Annotated in this window: 8 protein-coding genes; all 8 read left to right on the plus strand. The window is 39.3% G+C overall.

The window, feature by feature from the left end; all coding sequences use genetic code 11:
• The first annotated feature begins 595 nt into the window (after positions 1–595).
• Entirely contained in the window at positions 596–3,313 is a 2,718-nt protein-coding gene (locus tag MHI53_RS01820; protein WP_340372621.1) for an alpha-mannosidase, read from the plus strand.
• 5 nt (positions 3,314–3,318) lie between these two features.
• Positions 3,319–4,647: a glycoside hydrolase family 125 protein gene (locus MHI53_RS01825; protein ID WP_061142138.1), complete on the plus strand. Its 1,329-nt coding sequence runs from the start codon at positions 3,319–3,321 to the stop codon at positions 4,645–4,647.
• A 72-nt stretch (positions 4,648–4,719) separates the two neighbouring features.
• Positions 4,720–7,380, plus strand: coding sequence for a discoidin domain-containing protein (locus MHI53_RS01830; RefSeq protein WP_340372622.1), 2,661 nt, complete (start codon positions 4,720–4,722; stop codon positions 7,378–7,380).
• A gap of 66 nt (positions 7,381–7,446) precedes the next feature.
• Positions 7,447–8,091: a YesL family protein gene (locus MHI53_RS01835; RefSeq protein ID WP_340372623.1), complete on the plus strand. Its 645-nt coding sequence runs from the start codon at positions 7,447–7,449 to the stop codon at positions 8,089–8,091.
• Positions 8,092–8,111: 20 nt separating this feature from the next.
• A complete protein-coding gene (locus MHI53_RS01840; protein ID WP_340372624.1) occupies positions 8,112–11,246 on the plus strand; it encodes an alpha-mannosidase in 3,135 nt (1,044 codons plus the stop codon).
• Positions 11,247–11,306: 60 nt separating this feature from the next.
• On the plus strand, positions 11,307–13,169 hold the full coding sequence (locus MHI53_RS01845; RefSeq protein WP_340372625.1) for a sensor histidine kinase: 1,863 nt from the start codon (positions 11,307–11,309) through the stop codon (positions 13,167–13,169).
• Position 13,170: 1 nt separating this feature from the next.
• Positions 13,171–14,676 (plus strand): response regulator transcription factor, encoded by a 1,506-nt coding sequence (locus tag MHI53_RS01850; protein ID WP_061142142.1) that lies wholly within the window; start codon positions 13,171–13,173, stop codon positions 14,674–14,676.
• Between the two features lie 257 nt (positions 14,677–14,933).
• Positions 14,934–15,818 (plus strand): sugar ABC transporter permease, encoded by an 885-nt coding sequence (locus tag MHI53_RS01855; protein WP_061142162.1) that lies wholly within the window; start codon positions 14,934–14,936, stop codon positions 15,816–15,818.
• The last annotated feature ends 47 nt before the right edge of the window (positions 15,819–15,865 follow it).

Raw genomic sequence — 15,865 nt, forward strand, 5'->3', positions numbered from 1 at the left:
TACTGCTCGGCTCTTTGGATCTTTTATCGAACAGGGGTTCACATGTAAAAAATGAATTATTATAAATTATGGATAAATTATAGATTATATGGAAAAAGCTTATCACTTTCTCTGTGGTGATTGACTATTGACTTTCTGAAACATATCGTTAATGTGAAGAAAAATAGAAGAAGGAGATTGTACATGAAAACGGCTATAGGCAACATATAAGAACGATTATAGCGATTGAAATATGTACAAGAGGTGAAGTCGTCCTAGCACCGGGTGGTTCCGATACCGATAGATTGCCTCGTGTGTGAAAGAATTCGATGCAGCAGTTCCATACCGTTATAGGGACTCCGCTTCTCCTGGATTAGAAATAAGTGAAGGCACTAAATCCACATAATCTAAATCGTGGCAAGGTCATCCTAAGAAAATATTGATAGCGCTTTCCTAATGGGGTTGGCTGTTCGTAGTAGGTGATGACTTATTATCATTTTCACCAAGCTGGCTAATGAATGAGATAGGAAAAAGTGTCAGGGTACATGGACGTGACCGAAGGGTGCTCTGGCGGCTACTTTCCTGTCGAAGGATTAAGATATAGGAGGGAAACAAGATGGAATGTAAGACTACTGCGCATATTATTTCTCATTCCCATTGGGATCGGGAATGGTATATGCCTTTTGAAAAGCATCGCTACCACTTAGTGAAATTAATGGATACACTTATCGATCTATTTGAAAAGGGGGAAGATTTCAAGAGCTTTCACTTGGATGGACAGATGATTATCTTGGATGATTATTTCCAAATTCGTCCTGACAAAAAGGAATGGATTAAGAAGCTCATACAAGAACAAAAGCTTCATATCGGTCCGTGGTATGTGTTACAGGATGCCTTTTTAACAAGCTCGGAAGCGAATGTCAGGAATATGTTATATGGATTGCAAGCGGCAAAGGAATACGGTGCTGTGTCAAAGGTAGGCTACTTCCCGGATACATTCGGCATTTACGGGCAAGCGCCTCAAATGCTTCAGCAAGCTAATATCAATACTGCCGCGTTTGGGAGAGGTGTAAAGCCGACCGGATTCAATAATATGGTGAGCGATGCGAAATCATTTGAATCTCCTTTTTCAGAACTTAAGTGGGAGTCGCCGGATGGTTCGGCGGTGCTTGGTGTGTTGTTTGCGAATTGGTATTCAAACGGCAATGAAGTACCAGTGGAAAGAGAGACTGCGAGAAAGTATTGGGAAACAAAACTAGCGGATGCCAAGAAATATTCTTCAACAGCAAATCTTCTTTTCATGAATGGTTGTGATCATCAGCCAATTCAAGTGGATGTAGGAGAAGCAATCAAGGTGGCTGAAGATCTTTTTCCGGATATCACGTTTGTACACTCCAATTTTGATGATTATATGGAAGCGCTGCAGGAATCATTACCAGAACAGCTCCAGACGATTACGGGAGAACTGCGGAATCAACGTACAGATGGGTGGTCCACTCTTGTAAATACAGCCTCCGCCCGTATCTATTTAAAGCAGATGAATCAAGAGTGTCAAACGCTTTTAGAAAAAGTGGCTGAGCCGCTATCCGTTTTTTCATATTTCCTTGGTCATGAATATCCACGTGATTATTTGCGATATGCGTGGAAAACTTTGATGGAAAACCATCCCCATGACAGTATTTGCGGTTGTAGTGTAGATGAAGTGCATCGAGAAATGGTAACTCGCTTTGAGAAGGTTCAGCAGGTTGCATCATCCATTGTCGAGGATAAGGCCAATGAAGTTGTATCTCATATTTCAACGAAACATAGTCTTGTTGATGAGGACATGATTCCAGTTGTTATTTTTAACACATCAGGAAATCGACGAGATGTGGTTATCGAAAAGGAAATTGAATTAGAAAAAGTCTATTTTTCAGATATGACTTTTTCAGAGATTCCAGCTTTCCTTGGTTCGAAGGATTTGCCTGATATTAATTTGGTTGATAAAAGCGGCAAGATACTTGCTTGTAAAACAAAGGACCTTGGGACCCGGTTTGGATATGAGTTACCAGGAGATGGCTTCCGGCGTCCTTATTATGCAAGAATCATCAAATTAACATTCCTGGCTCAATCTCTTCCGGGTTATGGATTTCAAACATATTATCTCAAACCGGCCAAGGGAACCAAGTTGAATGAACAGCCACCGATCAATCCATGTGTTCGTGAATTGGAGAATGAATTTGTTCATTTGTTTGTTCATGAAAATGGTTCGTATACATTGACTGACAAGCAGACTGGGAAAGTATTTAAAAATCTCGGAATTTATGAAAATAGCGGGGACATTGGAAATGAATATATGTTCAGGAAGCCAAATGGTGAAGTTCCACTTACAACGAAAGATTTGAAAGCGGAGATACGAGTCGTAGAAGACCATCCAGTACGTACAGTTATGGAACTTGTTCATGAGTGGGAGATTCCAAAAGAGGCCGATGAATCGTTTCAACGAGAAAAGGCACTATTGGTTTGGCATAAGGACCGGCTGTCAGGCAGATCTTCCGAAAATGTAACCATTCGCTTAACTACTCGAATTCAGTTAGATGAAAAAGCGAAGGGACCTTCAGTTAAGGTGACAATTGAAAATCAAGCAAAGGATCATCGTCTGCGTGTTCTTTTTCCAACTAATCTACATACGAATGAGCACTATGCAGACAGTATTTTTGAAGTGGCCAAACGTCCTAATATACCGGAAAGGGAGTGGGACAATCCTAGTTTTGATCATCATCAACAGGCATTTGTAAGTGTAACGGATGGGAAACATGGGATGACAATTGCGAATAAAGGATTACATGAGTATGAAATCCTTGAGGAGCAACAAACAATAGCCGTTACGATTCTCCGTTCCACTTCTGAGTTAGGGGATTGGGGTCTTTTCCCGACACCAGAAGCTCAGTGCATTGGAACATATCAAGCAGAATGGATGGTCATCCCTCACCAAGGTACAGTCGTTGAGTCAGAAGTATTCAAAGCGGCGTATGACTTCCAAGTGCCTGTGATTGCTGTACAAACAGATATCCATGAAGGGGCACTTCCAACCGAAAAGGAATTTTTTACTTGGGAAGGTAAATCATTAGCCATCTCTTCTATCAAGTTAGCGGAGGAAAGAGATGATGTAATTGCCCGATGGTTCAATACTTCTGAAGAAGCAACAATGGTAAATGCTCAACCATCGCAAGGAATAAATGGCTATAAAAGTACTATCGTTGAGAATGTGAAAGAGCCTTTTGGCAATACGAAAATTCAAGAAAAAGTAAAACCGTTTGAAATCATAAGCCTTGGTTGGCAAGTGAAGGAGTGAAGGTAATGGAAACTGAGAAAACGATCCCGCAATCACTATCTTATTTCATCGAAAAGGTGAAGGAGAATTTCCCTGAAGATAAAAAGCTTCAGGAAATGTTTGAACGATGTTTTGTTAATACGTATGAAACGACACTAAAGCCGCAAGAAGATGGAACAACATTTGTCATTACAGGTGATATACCAGCTATGTGGTTAAGAGATTCAGCAGCCCAAGTGCGTCCATATTTACTGGCTGCCGAGAAGGACGATGAAATGGCGAAATTAATTGAAGGTGTGGTTCGTCGCCAAATGAACTATATCGTTCATGACCCATACGCAAATGCATTCAATGAAGCCGCTAATGGAAAAGGCCATCAAGATGATAAAACGGAAATGTCCCCAATGACATGGGAACGTAAATATGAAATTGACTCACTCTGCTACCCGATTCAGCTTTCTTATCTTTTGTGGAAATCCACTGGGGAAACGGCCTGCTTTGATGACATCTTTGTACAAGCATTGAACAAGATTTTGCACGTCTGGAAAGTGGAACAAAATCATGAGGATGAATCACCATATAGCTTCGAAAGAATGGATGTAAGGCAATCAGATACTTTGCACCGGGATGGGAAGGGATCTAAAACTGTGAGAACGGGAATGACCTGGAGCGGATTTAGACCAAGTGATGATGCTTGTTTATATGGTTATTTGGTACCTGCAAATATGTTTGCCGTAGTAGTGCTAGGGTATGCCTCAGAGATTTGTAGAGAAGTTTTAAAGGATGAAGGTCTTGCGAAGCAATGTGAGCAATTAGCTTCTGAGATAAAAGCGGGAATAGAAGAACATGCAGTGTTAGAACATCCGATTCATGGAGATTTATATGTCTATGAAACGGATGGAATGGGAAGATATCATCTTATGGATGATGCGAACATCCCCAGTTTACTAGCTGCTCCATATCTGGGCTGGTGCCAATTTGATGATACAACCTATCAGAATACTCGACGCTTCTTATTAAGTAGGGATAATCCTTACTTTTATGAAGGAAAAGCGGCCCATGGAATTGGTAGTCCGCACACACCCGATCATTATATATGGCATATTGCATTGGCAATGGAGGGGATGACATCTACAGATGTTTCGGATAAAAAGAGGATTTTGGAAGCGATGAAGCAATCGGATGGCGGAACTGGATTTATGCATGAAGGCTTCAATGCAGACCAACCAGAAGAATTTACGAGAGAGTGGTTCTCCTGGGCAAATTCGATGTTCAGTGAATTTGTATTAAGCTTATGCGGTTTTGCAGTCAAGGGCAGCCCGCTCCATAAAAAGCTACAAGAAAACAATATCTGATTCAAGGCACAGTACCGCATCTTGGTTGTTACAGAGGATGAATAAAATGATCTTACTGACAGGAGTGGGGATTTGTTGAAGATAAGATTTGGACTCGTCACTGCGTTCTTCGGTTTGCTTTTAGTTTGTATACTTCCTATTACGGGGTTTGCAAAACAGCCGGAATCATCTTATTGGTATCCTGAGACATTATTAGCCTGGAGTCCGGAAAATGACCCGGATGCTGTATATAACAAAAGCACCGTTCCATTAGCTGATAGAGAGGTTGTTTTCAATGTGAATGAAACAGCTCAGTCAGAAGCTAAATTGGTTGCATTATCGGCATTAAACCCCAACACAAGCGGGGTGCCCTCTCAAGGCGGAAATGAATTTTTTGCGAATACATTTAGCTACTGGCAGTATGTTGATTTAATGGTGTATTGGGCGGGTTCTGCCGGAGAAGGAATCATTACTCCTCCAAGCGCTGATGTGATCGATGCCTCCCATAAGAATGGCGTTCCAATCTTAGGCACGATTTTCTTTCCTCCGATAACGTACGGAGGACAAGCGAAGTGGGTAGAACAAATGCTTGCACAGCGGGAAGATGGGTCATTTCCTGCTGCTGATAAACTTTTAGAGGCAGCTGAATATTACGGATTCGACGGCTGGTTCGTCAATCAAGAAACAGCAGGTGGGAATAATGAAACTGCACAAAAAACCAAAAAGTTTTTAAAATATCTTCAAAACAATAAGCAAGAAGACATGCACATTATGTGGTATGACTCAATGGTGGAAGACGGATCAATCAACTGGCAAAATCACTTAACAGATCGTAATAAGATGTTCTTGCAAGATGATAAGGACAGAATATCCGACAGTATGTTTTTGAACTTCTGGTGGACGAATCAACAATCCTCCCATGATAAGGCATTGGAAATGGGTAGAAACCCTTATGACCTATATACCGGCATTGATGTAGAAGCCAATGGAACGAAGACAAACATTCCTTGGAATGGGATTTTTCCAGAAGGGCAAAAACCTTTGACTTCATTAGGGGTTTATCGTCCAGACTGGGCTTTTAAAACAACTGAAACAATGGAAGCGTTCTATCAGAAAGAACAAGAATTCTGGACTGGAAAAGCTGGGGATCCTCGCAAGACTGGTGATAATGGAAACTGGAAAGGAATGGCTCATTATTTTACAGCAAAAACGGTGATTCAAGAGCTTCCTTTTGTCACTCATTTTAATACAGGTAGTGGGAAATTCTTTGCCGTGGCTGGTTCAGCACAAAGGATGGAAGAATGGAATAATCGCAGTTTACAAGATGTTTTACCAACATGGCGCTGGCTAAAGGATAGCAAAGGGGAGCCTCTAAAGGTTGATTTTGATTGGGATACAGCATTTTTTGGTGGCAGTTCTTTGAAGGTTTCGGGTAACCTAACGAAAAAAAATGCGACACATGTGAAGCTTTATAAAACGAATCTACCCATTGAAAAGGATACGGAGGTCTCTGTAACTTACAAAACGGGTGTGAAAAAGCCTAATATGAAGCTTGGTGTAAGCTTTGTGGATCAGCCTGATGATTTTGTGTTTTTTGATGTGAAGAAAAAGAGCCGAAATCAATGGGTGAAGGAAACATTTAAATTAAACAAATACAAGGGGAAAAAAATCGCAACCATCTCTCTATTCTTCGAGAGTGATGAAGCAATAAAAGACTATCAAATCAACATCGGGGAAATTAAAGTTACAAACAAACATAACGCTAAAGAGGTCCCGGCAAAGCCGACGAAAGCTAAGGTGAAAAATGCAACTTTCCCGAAGGGGCTATATGCTGATTTAGATGTATCATGGGAGTCAGTGAAAGGTGATATTCAGCATTATGAAATATATCGTGACCTTCCTAATGGCAAAAAAGAATTTATCGGAGCAGTTCCAAATGATGCATACTACCTTTCGAATCTACGGAGAAGTGGTAAGGAAACAGCAAGTACCCTGGAAATCGTAGCTGTAACGACTGATTTTGTTCGGGGCAAGGCTGCGAAGGTAATGTTTAAATGGCCTGCATACCCAAAACCAGAGGCAGACTTTAGCGTAAGTCAAACGGTTGCAGCACCAGGTGAAGAAATTCAATTTTTCAACCATTCATCTGAAGCGACAGAAGAAGTTGAATGGCGGATTGAAGGTGGTACACCTTTAGAAAGTGAAGAGAATAATCCTGTTGTAAGGTATGAAGAAGAAGGCGTGTACTCCGTTACTCTAACCGCTAAAAATAGCGAAGGAGAAGATGTCCTTACAAAAGAAGGCTTTATTACAATTTCAAAGGATGCAAAAAACATTACTAACGTTGCACTGAACAAAACGGCAACTGCTAGTGGGCAATGCGGCCCCTCTGAAGGGCCAAAGTACGCGATTGATGGAATCGTGACGAGTAATAGTAAATGGTGTGCAATTGGTGCAAATCATTGGCTGGAAGTCGATTTCGGTGAGGCGTTACATCTATCAAAGTTTGTTGTCAAACATGCTGAGGCAGGTGGGGAGCCAGCAGCCTTCAATACGAGGGCATTCACGATCGAGGTGAGTCTTGATGGTGAAAAATGGACGAACGCAGTAACTGTCACAAATAATGCAGATGATATCTCGGAACATGCCATTACAACGACAGAAGCTCGCTATATCCGCCTTTCAGTCCAACAGCCAACACAAGGTGGAGATCAAGCAATTAGAATATATGAAGTCGAGGCATATGGATATTAAGTAATATTGTAATCGGAAAGGGGTTTGTCCCCCTTTCCTTTTATCATATTGGTGGGAGATGAAAAAATGGGGAGAATGTTACAAGAAGTAAGTGAATGGATCGTTAGATTAGTATGGACGAATATTCTTTGGTTTGCATTTATTGTGGCTGGATTAGGGGTTTTGGGTATTATGCCGGCGACTGTTGCTTTATTTGCTGTTACACGAAAGTGGAAGATGAAGGACCTGGATGTTTCCTTATGGAAAACCTTTAAAGAAACCTATAAAAAAGAGTTTATCCGTTCAAATTGTATTGGGCTGATTTATGCAGCGATCGGCTTTTTTTTATATGTCGATTTAAGAATGGCTGAAAGCATGGAGGGAACGTTTTCCGTTATTCTTTATGTCTTCATCAGCTTTATCATTCTTTTATATTTGAATGCTATCGTTCATTTTTTCCCTATGTATGTCCATTATCATTACTCACTAAAGGATTACCTAAAACAATCATTCATTATTTCTCTTATTAGTCCTGTTTCCACAATAATGATTTGTATCGGTTTGTTTTTCATAGGCTATTTGATCACGAATATGCCGGGACTTATACCATTTATATCAGGTGTACTACCTGCCTATTGGATTATGAATGTTTGTATAAAAAGGTTTAAAACTCTAGAACAGCAGCAATCGCAAGTAATTGAACATATGAAGATCGAGCAAAGTATAAATTAATAGGAAAATGGGGGATTTATATGTTTTTAGTAGAAAGAAAGCTGGAAGCAAGAATACAAGAAATGGCACAGTACCGCTATCGTGATGGAATTGAGATTGGTCAGTTCAGCACAACTGAGGATGACGGTGCAGTAGGAGCATATCCTCCTATGGTAAAGGGGGAAGCGACATTACAACGAAGAGACCAATGGAAGGGGCGAGATCGGTATCTTTGGCTACATGCAGCTGTTAAACTTCCAACGGAATGGGCGGATAGAAAAGTAGTCGGTTTATTTGACTTTGGACGTACAGGCGGAGGAAATAATTCTGGTTTTGAATCATTATTATTCTTGAATGGAAATCCATACCAAGGTGTCGATTCTAACCATCAAGAAGTGTTTTTTCCATCAACCGAAATAGGAAACACAGTTCAACTAGATTTCAGACTTTGGTCTGGACTTGAAGGCGGCGGAGAGCCAAAGGAACAAATGTATACACTTGAGATGGCCCAATTGGCTTGGTTGGACGAGGCTGTAGATGATTTATATTATACATCCCTAGCAGCGTGGCAAACAATTAAAGAACTGGGTGATGAGCGACCAGAAAAACATGCCATTATCAATGCGTTGAATCAAGCCTTCATGAAAATAAATTGGAGTAAGCCTGGTAATGAAGCATTTTTTGATAGTTGTGCGATTGCTAGGGGGGAATTAAATGAAAGTCTTAACGAAATCGAGAAACATCATCCTGTGACCATTCATTGTGTTGGTCATACACATATTGATGTTGCATGGCTATGGCGTTTGAAACATACACGTGAAAAAGCCGCTCGATCTTTTTCTACTGTTTTAAGATTAATGGAACAATATCCGGAATATTATTTTCTCCAAACACAGCCACAGTTATATGAGTATATTAAAGAAGACTACCCAGAAATCTATGAAAATATAAAAAAACGTGTAAAAGAGGGTCGTTGGGAAACTGAAGGTGCAATGTGGTTGGAAGCGGATTGTAATATCCCTAGCGGGGAATCACTAGTGAGACAAATCTTGTACGGGAAGGAATTCTTTAAAAGGGAATTTGAGGTCGATTGCACATATCTGTGGCTGCCAGATGTTTTTGGGTATTGCTGGGCACTTCCGCAAATTTTGAAAAAATCGGGAATCGATACATTTATGACGACTAAAATCAGCTGGAATCAGTACAATCGTATGCCAAATGATACTTTTAAGTGGCGCGGAATCGATGGGACAGAAATCCTGACGCATTTTGTAACCACCCCTGAACCTTGGAATCCGGAAGATTCGTGGTTTTATACATATAATGGGCTGATTACCGCAAAGACTGTAAACGGTGCGTGGAATTCATACCGGAATAAGGATGTGAACCAAGATTTACTGCTTTCCTATGGGTATGGTGATGGAGGTGGAGGAGTCAATCGAGAAATGATAGAGCTTCGTCGTAGATTCGAGAATATGCCAGGACTGCCAAAAGTAAAAACGACAAAAGCAGGGGATTACTTCCAAAAGCTACACAGGAATATAGAGAATTCAAATGAGTATGTCCACACGTGGGACGGTGAATTGTACCTTGAATACCACAGGGGGACCTATACAAGTCAAGCCTATACAAAACGAATGAATCGTAAACTAGAGTTGAGCTATAGGGAGTCGGAATGGTTGTCTGTTTGGAACTCTTTACTGTCTTCATGGGCCAAATATCCTAAGAAACAGCTTGATGATGGGTGGAAGATTATTTTGCGGAATCAATTCCATGATATTATTCCTGGTTCATCCATTAAGGAAGTATACGAAGATGCAAAGGTGGAATATAAACAAGCAGAAGATATACAACTTGGAATGGATCAGAATAATTTCAAAGAGTTTATTGAACCTAAGCACGGAACGTATACGGTCTTCAATGCAACGAGCTGGCAAAATCAACAAAGCGTAATCATCCCATATGATCAAACGAATGATGCGGTTGGAGGATGGATATCAGGTTCAGATGAAATTCTATGTAGCCAACGAACTGAAAATGGCTGGTTAGTTGAATTAGAGGAGACCAAACAATTCGGTGCAGTAGAAATTCAATTCAAACAAGATCGTCCGGTGGAAAATGAAACACCATTTCTTATTAAGGGAAGGGTGCTAGAAACACCTTTTTATCAAGTTGAATGGAATGACTCGCTTCAACTGACTCGTATATTTGATAAGGAAGCTAGGCGTGAAGTACTGGCACAACAGAAAAAAGGAAACATCATTCAAATTTTTGAAGATAAACCATTGGCACATGATGCGTGGGATATTGATTTGTTTTACCAAGAAAAAATGGAGGAGATCCGTGATTTAGTATCAAGTGAAGTTGTTGAAAATGGCCCGCTCCGTATTGTCATTCGGACGAAATGGAAGTATCAAAGTTCTTTGGTCGAACAAGATATGATTTTCTATGCACAAAATGGACGGATTGATTTTAAAACAAAAGTGGATTGGCATGAGCAACGTAAATTAATGAAGGTAGCATTCCCAGTTGATGTTCGTTCTACCGAAGCAACATATGATATTCAATTTGGTAACGTTAAGAGACCGACACATTGGAATACGAGCTGGGATATGGCACGATTTGAAACAGTTGGACATCAGTGGGCAGACCTTTCTGAAACAGGGTACGGAGTGAGTTTATTGAATGATTGCAAATATGGATATGACATTAAAGACCAAACGATTCGCTTATCCTTGCTAAAAGCAGCACTTCATCCTGATCCAACTGCAGATCAAGGTGAACACGAATTTACGTATTCACTGCTACCTCATCAGGGAGATTGGAGAGCTGGGCAAACAGTAAAGCAAGCATGGCTTTTGAATAATGGATTGAAAGTGGTGAAAGGAGGATTTTTCCCAGCAGAAAGCTCGTTTATGAATGTGAATAACGATCATGTTAAGATCGATGCGATAAAGAAAAAAGAGGGCGATGACGCAGTAATCATTCGCCTTCATGAGTATGAGGGGCGACGCGGAAGGGTCTTGATTGAATTTCCGTGCAACGTTAAAAAATGGTATGAAACAAACTTGATGGAACAAGTCGATGGCAAGAAACAAACCGAACTTATCGACTTTGAAATAAAACCGTATGAAATCAAAACGATAGCCGTCTATTTTCATGATGAAATAAGGTAATCGTATTTATCCTCTGTCGGGCAGTGAATCAACTTCACTTTCCGACAGAAAATACGTAAAATGGTAGATGAGTTATTAAATTTGCAGGGAAGGATACAAGAGATGTTCTTGAGTAATATAATAAAGCGGCGGCTAACGAATAAGGTGTTTAGCAAAATTCTAATCACTTATTCCGTTACAATCCTTCTTACCATGTTTCTGTTGCTCCTTGTATTATCACGCTATTATACAGAAGTTATTATCCAGAAAGAAATGGACGCAAGTACAGAAACACTGGAAAGGGTTGAATCTTATCTCCAGCAAAAAGATGAGCATGTACAATATGTCATGCAGGAATTATATTTAAAGACAGATCTCATATACAATGATATTGCATTTGCCTTGCAGCATGATTATGATGCGTATCTTGCGTATCGACTAGATAAGTATAGTGAAAACTCTTCATTCATTCCGAACAACTTAAATACATTTTTTCAAGCGTATTTTAGTCAAGATTCCGATATAAATGCAGTTCGATTAAAAAGTGCAAGCCCCGGTACGGAGTATGAATATATAAATAGCCACTATAGATGGAATAAATATATGGATAAGAGAGAGCAAATGAACGGGAATCAGGAAGGTATGGCTGTTCATCCTGAAGACCTGCAATTTAAGCAAGTTGAGTGGGAGCAAAAAAGGAGTATCTTCAACAATATTCAAATATCTCGTTCGATTAATGATCCTGCGACCCTTAAGAAATTAGGGGATCTAACGGTTTATTATGATACGGCAGGAATTCAAGACTTGATTCGTTTAAGGAAATCTCAATTTAAAGGAACAGTCCATATTTTTCAACGTAATGGGGATTATCTTTACTCGTCAGACGAGGGTGCCATGCCAGTCCCATTGAAGGATGTATCATTTGAAACGAGCTTTAAGAAAATAAAGTGGAAGGGAAAAAACTACTATATCAATACATTGGCTGACGACCATAGGGGCTACCTATATGTCGGTTTCATGCCTGAGGAAGATATTAAGAAAATAACGATTGTTCATAGGTATATGTTATTATCTACCGTTTTACTTTCCTGTATAGCAATTGCTGTAACCTATTTTGCGATGAGATCGTATTCTAGAAGAATCAATAAAATAGAAACGGCCATTCATGAAGTTCGCGGTGGAAACTTGCAAATCAGAATACCTAATAGTAGAGAAAAAGACGAATTAACAGCGATATCAGAAAGTTTCAATGATATGTTAGATGATCTGAACATGTATATCAAAGATGTATATGTTTTAAATATTCGCCAAAGGGAGGCTGAAATGAAAGCGCTTCAGTCGCAAATTCAGCCGCATTTTCTATACAATACACTGGAAGCCATTCGGATGAAAGCTATAGCTGACGGATCTAAACCAACTAGTAACATGATTTATAGTTTAGGGCAATTATTTCGTTATTCTTTAAGCAGCAAAGAAATCGTTCAAATTTCTGATGAAATCCAACATGTTAAGGAGTATATAAGCCTAAACCAGATTAGGTATGCTAACCGCTTACATGTGACGTACGAGATTCCAGATAATTGTTTAGACGAAAAAATCCTCAAATTCACCCTTCAACCGCTTATTGAGAATTATTTGGTTCATGGCTTCCGAAAAGAAACAAATAATAATGAATTATTAATAAAAGTTCAAAGAACTCATCAGGAAATGGAAATAATCATAAAAGACAATGGGAGAGGTATTCCAGCAGCTGGACTATTGGCTATTCAAACCAAATTATTGGAAGGAACTACCACGTCCGAGGGTTCAATCGGGCTGAGTAATGTTCATCAAAGAATACAATTGAAATACGGACAAAATTATGGGGTGCAAATCAGCAGTAATGAAGAAGAAGAAACGATTGTAAAGGTTCGATTTCCAGCAGCTAGGAGGGATCAGGTATAACATGTATAACGTATTTTTAGTAGATGATGAACCATTCATTATTGAGGGCATGAAAGCGTTGGTACCTTGGGAAGATTATGGACTAAAGGTTGTTGGTGAGGCTTCTGATGGTAGTGAGGCCATTAAAAAGCTGGCAACGTGTCAGGTTGATATAGTATTAACGGATATCATGATGCCCATAATGGATGGATTGGAGTTAATTAGCAGGCTGAAAGAAAGTCATCCTAATACAAAATATATCGTTTTATCTGGATACGAGGAATTTGAATATGTGAAAAAGGGTATGAAGCTAGGAATAGAAAATTATCTTTTAAAGCCTGTCAATGAGCAAGAACTGATTTCAACATTGGTAAATAGTATAGAGAAACTTGAGAAATCTACAAATAACGAGGAAGCCTATACTATTTTAAGAGATAATACGATTTGGCGATGCCTTAATCAAGACATCGATGCAAAAGAATGGCGTGAAAGAGTAGAGTTGTATGGTTTGGAGTTCGAGGGTCAAAACCAGGCTGTTGTTTTAATGCAAATATCAGATGGAGAACATGAAAAATCCTCCTTTTTCAGAAAAAGAGCAGAGGAGATATTTCAGTCTAGCTGCATCATTAATCCAGGTGGCGAACTTATCCTCTTGGTTTCGTTTGATTGTGAAGAGGGACTTAAGAAAAAACTTAATGAATTGAATAGGCTACTTGCTGGTTATATGACCGGGAAGTATCATATTAGCATTGGCTCATTCGTTTGCACCACAAGTGAATTGCATAAGAGCTATCAACGTGCAAAAGAACTATCCAGCTATCGATTGGTACTCAAAGAAAGTGGATTAATAACAGATGAATTAACAAAGCAGTATACGCAAGCAAGCCTTTCTACTTCGAATGATTTGGATAATTTAAAGAGATATATTGTGGGCTCAGAACAAGAAAAGGCGTTTTTGTGGATCAAAGGTGCCTTCGATGAGATTAATCAATCCACTAAACAAGTAGCTCCGACCATTATAAGAGGGTTTGCGATTGAAATAGTTACGTCTATCCAAAAAGATGTATCGTCACATGCAGATGATCAAACGGTAGGCATTGTGAAGCGAATCTTGGAGGCCCATTCAATGGGGATGTTAGTTGACATTCTTACTGATTATATCGAGGGAATTTTTAGAACATTGGAACAAAGGGCGGAACATCGAAGTCCTATCATTCAAAGCGTGGTGCAATATATTCAAGAACATTTTCATGAGGAACTTTCTTTGAAAACCTTAAGCTATAAATTTCATATAAATTCGATTTACTTAGGACAACTTTTCCAGAAAGAAACGGGCTTGGTATTCTCTGAGTATATTAATCATTTAAGGCTCAAAAAAGCAAAGCAATTGTTGAAAGGGACACATTTAAAGGCTGGAATGATTGGAAAACAAGTTGGCTATTCGGATTCCGCTTATTTTTATAAACAGTTTAAGAAGGCGGTGGGGATTACACCATCAGCTTGGAGAGCCATGAATATCAAATCTTGATATCCCGTCATTCGGGATTTTTTTGTTTTTTTAGGAGCGTCTCTCATCCTAAAAGAATCACAAAAATGACAAAAGATACTGGATAAACGATCGAATGTTTAATAAGTACAGTAAATCTTAATATTGTTAACTTTATACATTTTTTGCTTTTTCTTAATATAAAGATGTAAGGGTTTTCAATAAAAGGGAGGAGGGGCTTTGTGAATCATATCAAGAGTTTTTTCCAAGATGTTTATAAGAATCGAGTATGGCTCCTCATGGTTTTACCAGGAACCATTTGGCTATTGTTATTTTCATATCTTCCGATGTTTGGAACGGTCATTGCCTTTAAAAATTTCCGATATGATCCGAATGGTTTTTTTGCAAGCATCCTAAATAGTGAGTGGGTCGGCTTTGAAAACTTCAAGTTTTTATTCAATACAAATGATGCCTGGATCATTACAAGAAATACGGTTCTATATAATTTAGTCTTTATCGTGGTAGGGCTTGTATTAGCAGTGTTTGTAGCGATTGTTCTAAATGAGCTTGCAAATAAGAAGTTGTCGAAAATTTACCAAACAGGAATGCTGTTTCCACACTTTTTATCATGGGTTGTTGTTAGTTATTTTGTCTTTACGTTTCTAAGCGTGGATAGAGGATTGCTTAATAATATACTTTTATGGTTTGGAGTGGAAGATCCCATATCCTGGTATAACGAAGCGGAATATTGGCCTTTCATTATCGTTCTAACAAGTATGTGGAAGGGCGTTGGTTACGGAAGTATCGTTTATTTAGCAGCTATAGTCGGGATTGATAAAAACTATTACGAAGCCGCTATGATAGATGGCGCCAATAAGTGGCAACAAATTCGTAATATTACAATTCCGATGATTACACCGCTCATTGTTATTTTAACCATTTTAAATGTTGGGAGGATTTTTAGTGCAGACTTTGGTCTGTTTTTTCAGGTTCCTCGTGATTCAGGTCCATTATATTCCGTAACAAACGTTATAGATACTTATGTATACCGTGGGATAACGACAATGGGTGATATTAGTATGAGTACGGCCGCTGGTCTTTATCAATCAATTGTAGGGTTTGCCTTAGTCATGCTGACAAATTATCTTGTTCAGAAGGTTGATAAAGAATATGCCCTCTTTTAAAAAATCGAGAGAGAAAGGAGAGTGGCCGCAGTTTTGTGGCAAATACA

It is taken from the genome of Peribacillus sp. FSL E2-0218, assembly GCF_037992945.1.
Lineage (GTDB): Bacteria > Bacillota > Bacilli > Bacillales > DSM-1321 > Peribacillus > Peribacillus simplex_B.